Annotated in this window: 14 protein-coding genes and 1 pseudogene; 4 read left to right on the top strand and 11 right to left on the bottom strand. The window is 71.6% G+C overall.

Annotated elements, in window-relative coordinates:
- Positions 1 to 3: 3 nt before the first annotated feature.
- From ACFOX0_RS10195 to ACFOX0_RS10180, 4 genes are read right to left on the bottom strand one after another with little or no spacing between them, the layout of a single operon-like run.
- Positions 4 to 936, bottom strand: a complete 933-nt coding sequence (locus ACFOX0_RS10195) for a carbohydrate ABC transporter permease (protein WP_377543971.1) — start codon at positions 934 to 936, stop codon at positions 4 to 6.
- Entirely contained in the window at positions 936 to 1,844 is a 909-nt protein-coding gene (locus ACFOX0_RS10190) for a carbohydrate ABC transporter permease (protein ID WP_377544247.1), read from the bottom strand. The genes ACFOX0_RS10195 and ACFOX0_RS10190 overlap by 1 nt, the downstream gene beginning before the upstream one ends.
- 16 nt (positions 1,845 to 1,860) lie before the next feature.
- Positions 1,861 to 3,297: an N-acetylglucosamine/diacetylchitobiose ABC transporter substrate-binding protein gene (gene ngcE / locus ACFOX0_RS10185; RefSeq protein WP_377543969.1), complete on the bottom strand. Its 1,437-nt coding sequence runs from the start codon at positions 3,295 to 3,297 to the stop codon at positions 1,861 to 1,863.
- A gap of 51 nt (positions 3,298 to 3,348) precedes the next feature.
- Positions 3,349 to 4,305, bottom strand: coding sequence for a MurR/RpiR family transcriptional regulator (locus ACFOX0_RS10180; RefSeq protein ID WP_377543967.1), 957 nt, complete (start codon positions 4,303 to 4,305; stop codon positions 3,349 to 3,351).
- 203 nt (positions 4,306 to 4,508) lie between these two features.
- Between ACFOX0_RS10180 and ACFOX0_RS10175 the strand changes: the two genes are divergently transcribed.
- Positions 4,509 to 5,531, top strand: a complete 1,023-nt coding sequence (locus ACFOX0_RS10175; RefSeq protein WP_377543964.1) for an N-acetylglucosamine kinase — start codon at positions 4,509 to 4,511, stop codon at positions 5,529 to 5,531.
- Between the two features lie 72 nt (positions 5,532 to 5,603).
- On the opposite strand, the gene ACFOX0_RS10170 is transcribed toward ACFOX0_RS10175, so the two are convergent.
- The 5 genes from ACFOX0_RS10170 to ngcE (ACFOX0_RS10150) form a co-directional block, all read right to left on the bottom strand.
- Positions 5,604 to 6,398: a zf-HC2 domain-containing protein gene (locus ACFOX0_RS10170; protein WP_377543962.1), complete on the bottom strand. Its 795-nt coding sequence runs from the start codon at positions 6,396 to 6,398 to the stop codon at positions 5,604 to 5,606.
- Entirely contained in the window at positions 6,395 to 6,946 is a 552-nt protein-coding gene (locus tag ACFOX0_RS10165; protein ID WP_377543960.1) for an RNA polymerase sigma factor, read from the bottom strand. Before ACFOX0_RS10165 ends, ACFOX0_RS10170 begins: the two co-directional genes overlap by 4 nt.
- Positions 6,947 to 7,032: 86 nt before the next feature.
- Complete coding sequence (locus ACFOX0_RS10160; protein ID WP_377543958.1) at positions 7,033 to 7,929, bottom strand: carbohydrate ABC transporter permease; 897 nt, start codon at positions 7,927 to 7,929, stop codon at positions 7,033 to 7,035.
- Positions 7,926 to 8,834, bottom strand: coding sequence for a carbohydrate ABC transporter permease (locus ACFOX0_RS10155; protein ID WP_377543956.1), 909 nt, complete (start codon positions 8,832 to 8,834; stop codon positions 7,926 to 7,928). Before ACFOX0_RS10155 ends, ACFOX0_RS10160 begins: the two co-directional genes overlap by 4 nt.
- A 15-nt stretch (positions 8,835 to 8,849) precedes the next feature.
- Entirely contained in the window at positions 8,850 to 10,265 is a 1,416-nt protein-coding gene (gene ngcE / locus ACFOX0_RS10150; protein WP_377543954.1) for an N-acetylglucosamine/diacetylchitobiose ABC transporter substrate-binding protein, read from the bottom strand.
- 166 nt (positions 10,266 to 10,431) lie between these two features.
- Here ngcE (ACFOX0_RS10150) and ACFOX0_RS10145 point away from each other — a divergent pair, with 166 nt between their 5' ends.
- On the top strand, positions 10,432 to 11,886 hold the full coding sequence (locus ACFOX0_RS10145) for an acyltransferase family protein (protein WP_377543952.1): 1,455 nt from the start codon (positions 10,432 to 10,434) through the stop codon (positions 11,884 to 11,886).
- 72 nt (positions 11,887 to 11,958) lie between these two features.
- Here the strand turns inward: ACFOX0_RS10145 and ACFOX0_RS10140 are convergent.
- Positions 11,959 to 12,240: pseudogene (locus tag ACFOX0_RS10140) on the bottom strand (aminotransferase class III-fold pyridoxal phosphate-dependent enzyme); the annotation flags it as partial.
- 132 nt (positions 12,241 to 12,372) lie between these two features.
- Here ACFOX0_RS10140 and ACFOX0_RS10135 point away from each other — a divergent pair.
- Positions 12,373 to 13,389, top strand: a complete 1,017-nt coding sequence (locus tag ACFOX0_RS10135; protein ID WP_377543950.1) for a hypothetical protein — start codon at positions 12,373 to 12,375, stop codon at positions 13,387 to 13,389.
- Between the two features lie 39 nt (positions 13,390 to 13,428).
- Entirely contained in the window at positions 13,429 to 13,902 is a 474-nt protein-coding gene (locus ACFOX0_RS10130) for a DUF2231 domain-containing protein (RefSeq protein WP_377543948.1), read from the top strand.
- A 51-nt stretch (positions 13,903 to 13,953) separates the two neighbouring features.
- Here the strand turns inward: ACFOX0_RS10130 and ACFOX0_RS10125 are convergent, their stop codons facing one another.
- A complete protein-coding gene (locus tag ACFOX0_RS10125) occupies positions 13,954 to 15,801 on the bottom strand; it encodes a glycoside hydrolase family 15 protein (protein WP_377543946.1) in 1,848 nt (615 codons plus the stop codon).
- Positions 15,802 to 15,820 lie beyond the last annotated feature (19 nt).

Below are 15,820 nucleotides of genomic sequence, written 5' to 3'. Positions count from 1 at the left end.
GCGTCACTTCACCGCGCCGGAGGTCAGCCCGGACTGGATCTGACGCTGGAAGATGGCGTAGACGACGATCATCGGCAGGATGGCGATGGTCAGGGCGGCGAACAGGCCGGACCAGTCGGCCTCGTAGCCGGCGCTGACGGAGATGTCGGCGATGCCCTGGGTGAGCACCCACTTGTCCTTCGCGCCGCTGGAGAGCAGCACCAGCGGCAACTGGTACTGCGCCCACTGGCCGATGATGTTGAAGATCGCGATGCTGATCAGGCCCGGCTTGGCCATCGGCATCATCACCTGGAAGAACAGCCGGGTGTGCGAGCATCCGTCGATCATCCCCGCCTCGGCCACCGAGGTCGGCAGGGTCTTGAAGAACGCCGCCAGGAAGAACACCGTGAACGGCAGCGAGTACGCGATGTAGACCAGCACCAGGCCGGTGTGCGTGTCCAGCAGGCCCAGGTTCTTGACCACGAAGAAGAGCGGCACCAGGGCCAGGAACACCGGGAAGGCCAGCCCGGAGACGAACAGGTAGTAGATGATCCGGTTGCCCCAGAACTTGTACCGGGCCAGCACGTAGGCGGCCATCGAGCCGAACAGCATGGTGCCGGCCGTGCCGAGGCCGACCACCAGGACGCTGTTGAGGAAGTACCGGCCGATGTGCGCCCTGGTCCAGGCCCGGCCCCAGTTCTCCCAGCGCAACTCGGCCGGCATGGTCCACGGGCTGCTGAAGATCTCGGTGGTGTTCTTGAACGAGGCCAGCACGGTCCACAGGATCGGCGCGATCACGATGAGCGCCCAGACCGCCAGCGACACGTGGCCGAGGCCGGCCAGCAGGCGTACCTCCGAGCGGTGGGTGGCGGCGGGCCGCGACCCACCGGTCGGCTCGGGCCCGGCGGCGGCCGGCGCGGCGGTTTTCCCGGCCCTGTTCGTCGTCCGCACGTCCATCAGTATTCGATGCTTTCCCGCTTGGTCACCCGCAGGGCCAGGGCCGCGAAGGTGATGGTGAGGAAGAACAGCGCGACGCCCAAGGCCGAGGCGTAGCCGTACTTCTGGTAGGTGAAGGCGTTGCGGTAGATCTCCACGGCGAGCACGGTGGTCGCGCCGTCCGGGCCGCCGCTGTCCACCGACAGGACGTTGACGATGGCGAACGCGTCGAACGCGGCGATGCCGAGGTACACCCAGGCCACCTGGAGAGTGTCCCAGAGCAGCGGCAGGGTGATCCGGAAGAACAGCACCACCCGGGAGGCCCCGTCCACCTCGGCCGCCTCGTAGATCTCCCCCGGGATGTTGGCCATCCCGGCGGAGAACAGCACCACGTAGAAGCCGACCGCCTGCCAGACCAGTACGCCGATGATCGACCACAGCGCCAGACCCGGCTTGATCAGGAACAGCACCGGATCCAGGCCGAGTTTCATCAGTACGCCGTTGATCAGCCCGGACTCGTTGGGGCGGTAGACGGTCTGGAACAGCACCGCCACGATCGCCACGGCGAGGACCTGGGGGAAGAAGAACACCACCCGGTAGAACTTCGACCCCCAGACACCCCGTCGCACTCCCCCGCTGGCCCGCCCGCCCACGTTCAGCAGGAAGGCGAAGAACAGTGCGATGCCGAGCGTGATCAGGGGCAGCGCGACCAGCAGTACGCCGTGGTGTTCGACCGCCTTCCAGAAGCTGCCGTCGTCCAGCAGCTTCCGGTAGTTCTCGAAGCCGATCCACTTCGGCGCGCCGATGCCGCGCCAGCTGGTCATCGAGATCTGGAAGGCCTGCACGTACGGCGCGATGACGAACACGACGTACAACGTCACCGGCACGAACAGGAAGCCGATCACGAACAGGTACTTGCGTAGCCGGATCACTGCCCCGCTCCGATCAGCGCTTGAACTTGGTGACCGACGAGTCCTTCTTGATCGCGTCGGCCTGCTTCTGGATCCGCTCCGCCCACGCCTCGGCCTTGATCCGGCCGAACATCAGCTCGTTGGTGGCGGTACGGGCCTCCTTGTCCAGTTCCTTGTACCACCCGTCGAAGAACAGGTTCACCACGTTCTGGCCGGCCGCGGCGAGCGCCGCCTGGGAGCTTTTCACCCCGGGCGGGAAGGCGTAGTCGCCGGCCCCGCCGACGACGGTGGTCGCCGAGCCGACCGTCTCGGTGAAGCCCTTCGCGCCGGCCTTGGAGAGCATCTGTCGCATGTACTCCATGCCGCCGCGCGGGTTCTTGCTCTTGGCCGAGACGAAGTAGCCCTCGGCCGCGGTGGCCCGTACCGCCGTGGCGGGCAGCTTGTCCGAGGCGGACAGGCTCGGGATCGGCATCATCTGGTACTCGAAGCCGGGCGGCGTGTCCTTCTTCTGCTCGTTCTCCAGCCAGTCACCGCTGGGGTAGAAGCCGACCTTGCCCTGGTTCTGCTGCAACTGCACGTCGGTGTGCTTGAGCCCCTCGAAGCTCTTGCTCATGTACTTCGCGCCGATCTCCGCCCACGCCGTCGCCGCCTGGATCAGCGGCTGGGCCTTCCAGGCGCCGTCCTCCAGGTTGTCGATGTTCTTCAGCACCTCCTCGCCGCCGATCTTGGCGGCGTGGGTGAGGATCACGTTCCACTGGTAGTACGCGGCGTTGGCGCCGGCGTAGCCGAAGGGCGTGATGCCCTTGCCCTTCATGGCGTCCAGCAGGGCGGTGAACTCGGTCCAGGTCTTCGCCGGCTGCCAGCCGTTGGCCTTGAACAGCTTGCCCGAGTACCACAGACCGAAGACGGTGGAGACGTAGTACAGGACGTACGGCTTGCCGTTGAACGAACCGACGTCGACGGTGCCCGGGACCACGGTGTCCCGGACCTTTTTCGACGGGTCGTCCACCGACGGGGCGTCCCACAGATCGGTCAGGTCCTGCAACTGTCCGTCGGCCACCAGCGCGCCGAAGTCCATCGACTTCTCGCCGGAGTTGTTGACGAACTCGGGCGGCTGGCCGGAGGCGAACCGGGGCTGCAGCACGGTCGAGATCGCCTGCGAGGACTGGTGCTTGATCTCCGCCTTGGGAAACTTCTTCTTGTACAGCGGCTCGTGCACGTCGGTGGCGTACTTCTCGCCGTACCCGCCGTTGAAGATGACCACCTCCAGCGGCGCGTCCTCCTTGACGCCCAGCGGGTTCTCCGCGCTCTTGGTGCCGACGGCCTGGTCGGTGGACTTGTCATCGTCGCCGCCGGTGGCGCAGGCGCTGAGCAGGCCGGCGGCCGGGGTGACCAGCAGACCGGCCGCGGCGGCCCGGCCCAGCAGCGTACGGCGGGGCAGTTCCGCCGGTCGGTCGGGAGTGACGGACATCGGGTTCTCCTCGGATGGTTGGTGGTGGATGCGGCCTGTCGGGTGTCGTCTTCAGGTGGGGCGGCCGGCCGACTTGTGGCCCTGGACGGCCTGCGCGGTGCGTTGGAACGCCGCGTGGGCGCGGTCGTGGGTGCGCTGGGCCACCGCGATGTAGAGCAGGTCCAGCACGACCAGTTGGGGATGCCGGGCGGAGAGCGCGTCCGGCCGGAAGGTGGTGGCCTGGCTGGCGGTGAGCAGCACGATGTCGGCCAGTTCGGCCAGCTCCGAACGGGGAAAGCTGGTCAGCGCGACGGTGGTGGCGCCGTGGCTGCCCGCCTCGGCGAGCAGTTCGATGGTCTCCCGGGTCTGCCCGCTGTGCGAGACGCCGAGCGCGACGTCGCCGGGACGCAGCAACGCCGCGCCGGCCAGTCCCTCGTGCACGTCGCTCCAGGCCCAGGCGGCCACCCCGATGCGGTGCAGGCTGAACTGCATCTCCTCGCCGACCAGGGCGCTGCCGCTGGCGCCGAAGATGTTGACCCGGTCGGCGCCGGCGATCGCCTCGGCCGCCCGGGCCACCTCGTCGAGGTCGAGCAGGGCGGCGGTGTCGTGCATGGCCCGGGTGTCGGCCGCCATGATCTGGTCGAGTACCCGGTCGAGCGGGTCGCCGGGCTGGATCTCGCGTCCGATGTCGACGCTCCAGCCGGCGGACCGGGCCCGGCCGGTCTCCGCGGCGATGCCGAGCCGCAGCCCGGCGTAGCCCTCGAAGCCGAGCGCCCGGCAGAACCGGGTGACGGTCGCGGGCGACGTACCGCTGCGCTCGGCGAGTTCCACGATGGTGGCCCGGGCCGCGCCGGCCGGATCGGCGAGCACCTGGTCGGCGACCCGTTGCAGGGCGCCGGTGAACTCGGTCAGCTGGGACCGGATGCGGGCCAGCACGCTGTCCGTCGGCGGCAGCGGCGCCCGCCGGTCGACCGGGATGGCGTCGATGCCCGCGCCCACCGCGCCGGTGCCCATCCCGTGCTCAACCATCGAAGGCCCTTCATCACGAAAGAGTGTTAACTGTTAGTGGTAAAAGTTCTTACTGAACCCCCCTCCGTGTCAACGGCGGTGGGCGAAGTTTTCAAACTGTGACCTGGAGCGGCGACCGGACCGGGCCGGCACCACTTGCCCGGCAAAGCCCGGCCGACCAGCATGGACGGGACCTGTCCGGGTGGTGGGAGGAGGCGCGGCGGATGTCCGACACGGTGGTGGTCGGCCTCGACGTCGGCGGCACGTCGACCCGGGCGGCGGTCGTCTCCCTCGACGGTGAGCGGCTCGGCACCGGACGCGCCGGCGGCGGAAACCCGACCAGCCACGGCGCGGACCGGGCCGCCGAGGCGCTGCGTACGGCGCTGGAATCGGCGTTGGTCGGCGTCGATCCGGGCCGGGTCGGCGCCGGTCTGATCGGGCTCGCCGGGGCCGGCCGGTTGTCGGCCGACCCGGCCGGCCGGGTGGCGTTCGACCGGGCCTGGCGGGAGGCCGGCCTGCGCTGCGACTACCAGGTCCGGGGCGACGCCCTGGTCGCGTACGCGTCCGGCACCGCGGCGTCGAGCGGGACCGTGCTGATCGCCGGCACCGGGGCGATCGCCGCCGAGGTCCGGGACCTGGCCCTGGGCCGGGTCGCCGACGGGCACGGCTGGTTGCTCGGCGACGCCGGATCCGGCTTCTGGCTGGGCCGGGAGGCCGTCCGGCGGACCCTGGCCGCCCTGGACAGCGGTCCGGCGGCCGGCCCGTTCGGCGCGGCCGTGCTCACCGAGCTGCTCGGCTCGGCCCGGGTCGCCGACCGCCCCCGGGACACCGTCGACGCGCTGGTGCAGACGGTCACCCGCCGTCCGCCGGTGGAGCTGGCCGAACTCGCGCCGCTGGTGGTCCGGGCCGCCCGGGACGGCGACCCCACCGCGGCGGCGATCGTCACCGACGCCGCCGGGCAGCTGTCCGACAGCGTGGCCCGGATCCGGCCGGCCGAGGCGACCGGGCCGGTGGTGCTCGGCGGCGGGCTGCTCACCGGGGGCACGCCGTTGGCCGAGGCCGTCACGCTGATGCTGGGTAACCGGTGGCCGGCGGCGCCGCTGGCCGTCGCCGGGGACGGCGCCGTCGCGGCCGCCTGGCTCGCCGCCCGTACGCTGCCCGGGGTCGACGCCGAACGCGCGACGCGCCTGCACCGGCGGCTGCTCGGCCCCGGGTCCGACCGGGACACCGCGGCGAGCAGGGTCTGACCGGGCGGACGGCTGACCGGGCGGACGGCTGACCGGGCGGACGGCTGACCGGGCGGACGGCCGGACGCGGAGTCAGGACCGGTGGCCGCCCGGGCGGCGGATTCCGGCGGCGCGCAGGGACACCGCCGCGGTCAGCGCCCCGGTGACCGCGGCCCAGCCGGGCCAACTGCCGGCGCCCAGGACGGCGGGCAGGTGCCCGACCGAGATGCTCGGCACGATCACCCCCGCGGCCCATGCCGCCGCCAGTCCGACCGCGGCCCGGTCCACCCCCACCAGCGCGCCCAGCGCCAGGCTTCCGGCGGTGAAGGCCAGGCACGGCAGCAACCACAGCGCCGGGGAGTGCCCGGTCCCCCACCCCGCCGCCGCCAGCACCGGCAGCACCACCGCCAGCACCGTCAGAGTCCGCCGCAGCAGCAGGCCCAACCCGTTGCGGGGCGTGCTGACCAGCAGTTCCCAGGCGGGATCGGTCCGCCGGCTCCAGGCCGCGGCCACCGGCAGCAGCGGCGCCACCGGCGCCACCAACAGCACCAGCGACGGCAGGTCGGGGTAGACCTTCTCGAAGCCGACGGCCGCCAGCATCAGGCCCGCGGCGACCGCCAGCCAGGGCAGGGACCGGCCCAACACACCGGTACGCCGCCACGGGCGACGGCGCACCGGGGCGGGACCGACGGCGATTCCGGCGGCGACGGTCCGCGCCACCCGGTCCAGCAAGTCCTGGGTCGGCGGGTCGACGGCGTCGACGAGCAGGGCCCGGCAGGACGCGCAGGACTCCAGGTGCGCCTCCACCGCCCACCCCGCGGCGTCGTCGAGTCCGACGTCACCCGCGGCGTACCGGGAGATCAGGTCCGGTCGGGGACACGGGCTCATGACAGCGCCTCCCGCAACGCGATCCGGGCCCGCCGGGCCCGGGTCTTCACGGTGCCCTCCGGCATCCCGAGCAGCACCGAGGTCTCCCGCACGGTCAACCCGTCGAGGACCATCGCCCGCAGCACCTGGCGCAGCTCCGGCGGCAACGCCAGCAGGGCGCGTTCCAGGTCGCCGTCGAGTCGACCGGCCAACGCCTGCTCCTCGGCCGCGGGCGCCACCGCCTCGAAGGTCCGTACCGCCGGGACGCGCTCCCGGCGGGCCCGGCTGCGGAACGCGTCGACCAGGCGGTGGGCCGCGATCGTCCACAGCCAGCCCAGCGCGCTGCCGCCGGCCGCGGCGCTCGCCTGGCTGCCCGCGGACCGCCACACCGCCAGGTAGGTCTCCTGCAGCACCTCGGCCACCACGTCCTGGTCGGCGCAGCGTCGCCGCAGCCGGACCGTCAACCAGGGAGCGGTACGCCGGTACAACTCGTCGAACGCGCGCCGGTCGCCCCGCGCGACGCGGCGCACCAGCTCGCCCTCGTCGAGCTCGTCCAGACTTCGTCTCACATCAGGCAGGACGACATGATCCCGCGCCGGGTTCTCCGTCGTCGGTGACCTGGATCACACTCCGCCGTCGATCCCGGGTGGTCGGACTACTTGAGCTGCCCGGCGGTCAGGCCGGACTGGATCTGACGCTGGAACATCACGTAGACCGCGAGGACGGGCAACATCGCGATGGTGAGGCCGGCGAACAGGCCGGAGAAGTCGCCCTGGTAGCCCTGGCTGACCGCGAGCGCGGCGAGGCCCTGGGCCAGCACCCACTTCGACTCGTCGCCCTGCATCAGCACCTGGGGCAGGATGAACTGGTTCCAGTGGGTGAGGAAGTTGAAGATGGCCACGCTGATCAGCCCCGGCCGGGCCATCGGCAGCATCACCCGGAAGAACACCTGGAAGTGTCCGCACCCGTCGATCAGGGCCGCCTCGGCCACCGTGCTGGGCAGGGTACGGAAGAACGCGGTCAGGAAGAAGACCGTGAACGGCAGCGAGTAGGCCGCGTAGACCAGCATCAGGCCGATCCAGTTGTTGAACAGCCCGGCGTTGCGCACCACGAAGAACAGCGGCACCAGGGCGAGGAAGACCGGGAACATCATCCCGCCGACGAACAGGTAGTAGGCGAACTGCCGGCCGCGGAACTCGTAGCGGGCGAAGACGTACGCCGCGGCGGCGCCGAGCAGCATGGTGAGGGTCAACGAGCCGGTCACCACGATCACGCTGTTCAGGAAGTACCGGCCGATGTGCGCCTCGGTCCAGGCCCGGGCCCAGTTATCGAACCGCAGCGCGCCGGGCAGGCTCCACGGGCTGCCGAGGATCTCCGCGTCGTTCTTGAACGAGCCCATCATCATCCACAGCAGGGGCAGCACGGTCAGCGCCGCCCACAGCAGCAGGAAGCCGTGTGAGAAGGCGTTCGCCACGCCCAACTCGCGGCGCGGCGGCCGGTCTCCCGAGCGGGCCGCCGGGGCGGCCTCGGCCTTGACGTCCACAGTGGTCACGAGTACTCGATCCGTTCGCGCCGCGAGGTGCGCAGTGCCAGCACCGCCACCGACAGGGTCATGAAGAACATCACCACGCCGATCGCCGAGGCGTAGCCGAACTTGGTCTCCGAACCGAACGCGGTGTTGTACATCCGCAGGCCGATCACGTCGGAGGAGAAGTCGGGTCCGCCGTCGGTCATCTGCTGCACCAGGATGAAGCCGTCCAGCGCGGCGATGGCGAGGTAGATCCAGGCCACCTGCACGGTGTCCCACAGCAGCGGGATGGTCACCCGTCGCAGGGTCACCCACCGGGACGCGCCGTCCAGCATCACCGCCTCGTAGATGTCCCGGGGGATCGCCGACATCGCGGCGCCGAACAGCACCACGTAGAAGCCGACGTTGCTCCAGACCATCACCACCAACACGCACCAGAAGGCGGTGTCCGGGTCGCCGAGCCAGGCCGGGGTGGCCAGGCCGACCGCCCGCAACGCGCCGTTGAGCAGGCCGCTGTTCGGGTTGTAGACCTCCTTCCACAGCAGTGCGATGATCACCACCGAGAGCACCTGCGGGAAGAAGTAGACCAGCCGGTAGAACGCCGAGCCACGGACCCCGGTCACGCCGGCCCGGTCGCCGCGGCCGCCCATGTTGAGCATGGCGGCGAAGAACAGGCCGAGGAAGATGGTCACCACCGGCACCACGGCAAGCATGATCGCGTTGTTCGTGATCGCGTTCCAGACGTACCCGTCCCGGAACAGCCGGGTGAAGTTCTCCCCGCCGACGAAGTTGGCGTTCGGCGAGTAGCCCAGCCAGTCGGTGGTGGAGATCTGGAACGCCTGCAGGTACGGCGACAGCACGAAGACGCCGTACAGCAGCAGCGGCGGCACCAGGAAGGTGATGATCAGCGGATATTTGCCGTGTCGCACGGGACGACGCTCTCCTCAGGCGTTGCGCTTGTACTTCTTGACCGAGCTGTCCTTGGCGATCGTGTCGGCACCCTGCTGGCACCGGTCGAGGAACTCGTCCGGGCCGATCCGGCCGCCGAAGAACTCCCCGCAGGCCGCGTCCACCAGTTCCCGCTCCAGCTTGCGGTAGAAGTTCGGGTACACCCAGTTGAAGCCGTTGTCACCGGAGGCCGCCAGGGCCTTGGTCACCGTGGACAGGCCCGGCGGCAGTTCGACGCCGTCGGTCGAGCCGGCCACCACGGTGAGGCTGGAGACCTTCCTGGTGAAGTCCTGCGCACCCTTCTTCGACAGCATCACGCGCAGGTACTCCAGGCCGCCGGGCAGGTTCTTGGCCTTGGCCGGCACCACGAACGGCTCGCCCGCGGTGCCCCGCAGCGCCTCGAACGGCAGCTTGTCACCGGTGCCCAGGCCGGGCGTCGGCGCGACGGTCATGGCGAACCCGGCCGGGGTCACCTTGGCCTGCTCGTTCTCCAGCCACGAGCCGCAGGAGACGAACGCGGCCTTGCCCTGGCACCAGGCGGTCTGCGACTGGACGTGGTCCAGGCCGGCCGACCCGGGCAGGATGTAGCCGTCCTTGACGATCTGGTGCCAGGCGTCGGCGGCGGTCTTCATCGCGTCCGACTTCCAGGCGTTCGGCTCCAGGTTGTCGATCGCGGTGGCCACCTGCTTGCCGCCGAACTTGATCGCCGTGGACAACACCGGCCAGCTCATGTAGCGGGGGTGCTTGCCGGGGTACGTCCACGGGGCGATGCCGGCGGCCTTGATCTGCTTGCACAGGGCGATGTGCTCGTCCCAGGTCTTCGGGTACTGCCAACCCCGGTCGGTGAACAGCTTGGTCGAGTACCAGATCCCGTACACCGTGTACGTGTAGTTGAGCACCAGGAACCTGCCGTCGTAGGTGCCGACGTCGGCGGCGCCGGGCAGCAGGGTGTCCCTGACCGTCTTGCCCGGGATGTCGAGGCTGGGCGCGGCGAGCAGCTCGTTCAGATCACCGAGGGCACCCTGGGAGACCAGGCCGTTCGGGTCGATCTGGCCGGCGCCGGAGTTGTTCAGCACGTCCGGCGGGGTGCCGTCGACGAACCGCGGCTGGACCGTCTTGTTGATCTCCTGGGTGGCCGAGTGCCTGATCTCCGCCTTGCCGTACTTCTCCTTGTACATCGCCTCGTGCGCCTTGGCGTACTCCTCGCCGAAGCCGCCGTTGAAGATGACCACCTCCAGCGGCAGGTCCTCCTTGACGCCGAACGGGTTCTGCTCGCTCTTCGGACCGCGGTTGTCGCCGCCGCCCTTGTCGTCGCCACCGCCGCCGAGGGCACAGCCGGACAGCAGCCCGGCGGCCGGGGTCGCCAGCAAACCGGCCGTGGCGGTACGACGCAGCAGGTCACGCCTGTTCATGATTTCTCCTCGGATCGACGGAAGCGCGGGGAGTGATATGTGTTGCTCGTCTTCAGGTCACAGAATGTTGTTGAAGAATTTCTACGGCAGCCGGCCGGGATCATCAAGACCCGACGGCCGAACCGTTATCACCTTGCGCGGGCGGTGCACTCGATAGCCTGACCAGATGGGCCGGCTCGGACGGCTCGCGGCCGGCACGCCGGCCGGGCGCGAGCGGTACGTCGATCTGCTGCGCGCGATCGCCATCGTGCTGGTGGTGCTCGGCCACTGGTTGATCATCGAGGTCACACACCCCTCCGGGGGCCGGCTCACCGGTCACTCGGCGCTCGACGCCATCCCCTGGGCACCGCCGCTGACCTGGCTGTTCCAGGTCATCCCGGTCTTCTTCCTGGTCGGCGGGTACGCCAACGCGGCCTCGCTGCGCAAGGCGTACGACCGCGGCGGGCGTACCGGGAGAACCGCCCTGGACTGGCTCACCACCCGCAGCGGCCGACTGGTCCGGCCGACCACGGTCCTGATCGTGGTGCTCGCGGCGGCCGCGGCGGGGGCCACCCTGGTCGGAGCGGCCGGGGTCCAGACCCGTCAGGTGGTCTGGTTCGCCACCATCCCGCTCTGGTTCCTCTCCGCCTACCTGGCGGTGGTCCTGCTGACCCCGGTGATGTACGCCCTGCACCGACGGTTCGGGCTGGCCGTGCCGCTGGTGCTGGTGGGCCTGGTGGGAATCGGCGATTTGGCCCGGTTCCGCGGACCGGAGTCCCTCGCCGACGCCAACTTCCTGTTCGGCTGGCTCGCCATCCACCAGGTCGGCTTCGCCTGGCGGGAAGCCAGCGCGCCGGACCCGGCGGAGCGGACCGGGCCGGCAAAGGCCGGTCGGGGCGCCCGGACCGGACGCGACGGGTCGACCCGCACCCGGCTGCCGATGTCGGGCCGGGCCGGCGTCGTCCTGGTGACCGTCGGGCTGGTGGCGTTGGTGCTGCTCACCGTGGTCGGGCCGTACCCGGTGAGCATGCTCGACCTGCCCGGCGAGCTCCGCAACTCCGCCCCGCCCACGCTGGCCCTGCTCGCCACCGCGACCTTCCAACTCGGCGTCGTGGTGCTGCTGCGCGGGCCCGCCGAACGCTGGCTGCGCCGGCCCGGACCGTGGCGGGTGGTGGTGGGGGTCAACGCGGTCGTGCTGACCATCTTCCTCTGGCACGTCAGCGCCACCATCCTGCTCGTCGGCCTGCTGGACCGGCTCCATCTGCTGCCGACCGTCGCACCGAACACGGCGTTCTGGTGGCTGCTGCGGTTGCCGTGGCTGGCCGGGCTGCTGGTGCTGCTGGCCGGACTGGTCGCGGTCTTCGGCCGGATCGAGGCACGCGGCGACCGGCGACCGGACACCCCGCCGCGCTGGCTGCCCGCCGCCTGCCGGACGGCGTCCCGCACCGCCCCGCGGGCCGGGCTCGTCGTCGGCGGGTACCTGGCCACCGTAGCCGGGCTGCTCGGCAACAGCCTGACGGCGAACGACGAACCCGCGGCGCTCGGCCTGCCCGCCGCCGCCCTGGTCGCCTACCTCGCCGGAGCCGCGGCGCTGCGGCTGGTCCGGGTGCTGCCCACCGCGCCGACCCCGGACCGCCGCTGAGACCGGGCCACGACCCGGGAAGCCGCCGCTCGGGAAGCCGCCGCCCGGGAGTCCGCCGCCGGCCACGGATTATCAGGTCCCCGCCACCGAGGCGATCGCGTCGAGCAGGATCGCCAACCCCTCCCGCGCCTCCTGTTCGGTGAGCGTCAACGGCGGGCCCATCCGCAGCACGTTGCCGTACAGGCCGCCCTTGCCGACCAGCAGGCCACCGCGGCGGCACGCCTCGAAGACCCGTACGGTCGCCGTCGGGTCCGGCTCCCGGCTGCCCGGCTGGACGAACTCGACGGCCAGCATCAGCCCCTTGCCGCGCACCTCGGCGACGATGTCGTACCGGTCGGCGGCCTCCCGCAGACCGGCAGGTCATCGACGGCACCCCTTCGGGAGGGAGGGACGGGTGCCTGCACGCTGCCACCCCGGCCCGCCCCGGGCAACACCCCCGCCCGCGGGACACCGGCCGGTACGCCGGTCGGCGGATAGCATCCGGGCGTGTCCGCAGCCCACGTCCCGCTGCCCCCGGGCGGCCCGCCGCACGCCGTCGCCGCCGGGGTCGACCGGTGGGTCACCGCCGAACCGGTACGCGACCTGGTGCACGCCTTCGGCGGCCGGTGGCCGGCCGGCGGCACCGGCGCGCTGCTGCACTGGCTGGACGAGTTCACCGCCCGGCACTGGGACTTCCGGGCCGGCCGGGAACGCCACGAGGCCGCCGAACCGGACCTGCACCCGCACGTCGCCGACCGGGTGCTGGCCGCGGCCCGGGCGCTGGGCATGGTGCACGCCGCCCGGGCGCCCCGGCGGACGTACCGGCATCTGCTGGTGCTCGGCGGCCTGGCGCACGCCTGCGTCCGGCGCGCCGGCTACGCCGCCCACCTGCTGCGCGCGGGCGTCGAGGTGACCGGCGAGGTCGCGGTGCTGGGCAGCTTCCGGCCGCTCGGCCCGGCCGAGCGGCGGACCCTGGCCGACGCCGGGATCCACGGCTGCCGGACCGAGGTGGACGCGCTGGACCAGGGGGTACGGACGGCGTTCGCGCCGGTCACCCTCGTCGATCAGGCCGGCCACACCGGCGCCGACCCGCACGCCTCCTGGTCGGTCCGCAGCTACCGGACCGCCGACGACACCACGGTACGGGTGCTCGCCGCCCCGTCCGGCGAACCCGCGGTACGCCGCGCGCACACCGCCGACACGCAACGCTTCTGGGCCGGCCGGGTGACCCTGTCGGCCGCCGACCGGGTGCTGATGGTGACCGCCCCGATCTACGTTCCGTTCCAGCACTGCGACGCGCTGCGCACGCTCGCCCTGCCGTACGGGTGCGGGATCGACACCATCGGCGTCGATCCCACCCTGGACCTCGGCCCGCTGCCGGAGCCCACCCTGACTCCCGGGCGTTACCTCCAGGAGGTCCGCTCGGCGGTCCGTGCGATGCGCGCCCTGCACGCCGAACTGGTCGATCACCATCGCTCGACGCGTCAGCGCGCAACCGGGTGTGAAGAGCCGACAAGGGGGTAACCGGCGCGCGTCAGCACTGGACACCGAGAGGGGATTGCGGTGGAGAGCCGGGCCAAGGCCATGGGGCACGCCATACACCCCATGCTGATCGTCTTCCCGTTGGGGTTACTGGCAACATCCGTGATCTTCGACATCCTGTACCTGATCACGGACCGGACCGGCTTCCAGATCGCTGCCGCGTACGCCATCGCCGCCGGCGTGATCGGCGGGCTGTTCGCCGCGTTGTTCGGCGCGATCGACTGGCGGGCCATCCCGGCCGGCACCCGGGCCAAACGGGTCGGGGCCGTCCATGGTCTCGGTAACGTCGTGGTGGTGCTGCTCTTCGCCGTGAGCTGGCTGTTGCGGCTGGGCGCCGACAACTGGGAGCCCTCTGCGGGGGCCTTGATTCTGAGCTTCGTCGGCGTCATTCTGGCCCTTTTCACGGCATGGCTCGGTGGGGAACTGGTCGAGCGGCTGGGCATCGGAGTGAGCGCGAACGCCGCCGTCGACGCACCGAGTTCGCTGTCCCACTGACCGGACGGAGCGTGGGCGACCGTCCGGTCGCGGGCCCTGCTCGAGGCCCGTTCAGTCGGTCGCTGCCCGGTGGCCGTCCTGGCCGGATCCACCGGGTGCGTCCCGGATCGCGAGGGCGGCCTGGATGAGCGCGGCGTGGGTCAGGGTCTGCGGGTAGTTGCCGAGGTGGGCGCCGGTCGTCGGGTCCATCTCTTCCGCGTAGAGGCCGAGTGGGCTCGCGCGGTCGAGCAGCGCCCGGAACAGCTCGACCGCCTCGGCACGTCGCCCGGTGCCGGCGAGGGCCTGCACCAGCCAGAACGAGCAGGGCAGGAACGCGCCTTCGGTGCCGGGAAGGCCGTCGTGTCCCGGCGGGTAGCGGTAGAGCAGCGGTCCGCCGGCGGAGAGCCTGTCGCGGACGGCGTCGACGGTGCCTCGTATCCGGGCAGACCCGGCGTCGTCCAGGCCGAGCAACGGCAGGACGAGCAGAGCCGCGTCCAGCTCCGTCGAGCCGTAGCTGCGGACGTAGCTGCCCGTCACCGGGTCGAAGCCGCGCGCCCGGACATCGGCGGCGATGGCGTCCCGGACGTCCCGCCATCGGCGGCGTTGTCGGTCCGTGAGCGGATGGGTCTCGGCGATGCGCAGGGCCCGGTCCAGCGCGAGCCAGCCCATCAGCTTGGAATGCACGTGCTGGTCGGGTTCGCGCACCTCCCAGATGCCGGCGTCGGGCTCCTGCCAGCAACGGACGACCTGCTCGGCGAAGCCGCGCACCGCCCGCCACGTCTCGGCGTAGAGGGGTTTCTCGGCCTGCGCGAACGCCCAGGCGGCGTCGACCACCCAGCCGTAGCCGTCGAGCTGGTGCTGGCCCGCGGCGCCGTTGCCGATTCGCACCGGCACGCTGTCGAGGTGGCCGACCCAGCCGGGCAGTTCCCGTTCGGGTGGCACATGGCGACCGTTCAGGGCGAACAGCGCCGGCAGGCGTGGCCGTTGCAACCGGCTGGCGTGCAGCAGCCAGGCGAGGAAACCGCGCGCCTCCTCCGGTTTGCCGACGCTGAGGAAGGCATTGGCGCCGATGCTGGCGTCCCGGGGCCAGACATAGCGGTAGTCCCAGTTCCGTACCCCGCCGGGATCCTCGGGCAGTGACGTCGTCGGTGCGGCCACCAGGGCCTGCGAGGGCGAGTAGGTCAACAGCCGCACGGTCAGCAGGCTGCGTACGACGTGCTCCCGGAAGGGCAGCGACCCGTCGATCTCGGCGGTCCAGGCCCGCCAGCGGCGTTCGTCGGCGAGGAGGAGTTCCCAGGCCGCCGCCGGCTCGACGTGGACCAGCGGTTCGCGGTGCGCCACGGCCAGCACGAGGATGACCGGGCGACCGGGCCTGACCGTGACCGGGGTGGGCCGCCCCGGTTCGACGGTGAGCCCGGGCGTGCAGCTCAGGGAGACCGCGAGCGCCCCCCATTCGCACACCAGGACCCCGCGCCGCCGGCGGACCCGGGGCGGCCGATGCCGTACGCCGAGACGGGGGTCGAACTCGACGACGGCGCCGGCGGTTCCTCCCTCGGCCGACAGTCGTCGCACGATCAGCGTGGTGGGCAGCAGGCGGCCGCCGACCTCCGCCACCATCGCCTCGGTGAGGGTGAGTCGGCAGCCGTTCACCGCCCAGGTCGTCTCCAGCGTGGCGGTGTGCTTCCGATAACGTCGCCGGACGACCGCGGCCGGTCGGCCCGGCCCGGTCCGGAAGGTTCCCGCCAGCGGGCCGCCGACCAGCCGACCGAACAGCGGCTCACCGTCGAAACGGGGCACGCAGAGCCAGTCGATCCCGCCGTCGGCGGCGACGAGGGCGGCGGTACGGGTGTCACCCAGCAGCCCGTAGTCGACGATCGGCGACGGTGGCCGGGGGCACGTCTCGTCGCGGCCGTCGGTCATGGAGAACCCCCGCCGACCG

This window comes from Micromonospora zhanjiangensis (assembly GCF_042650605.1).
In the GTDB taxonomy this organism is placed as follows: Bacteria; Actinomycetota; Actinomycetes; order Mycobacteriales; family Micromonosporaceae; genus Micromonospora_J; species Micromonospora_J zhanjiangensis.
This window is presented reverse-complemented; position numbering and strand designations above follow the sequence as displayed.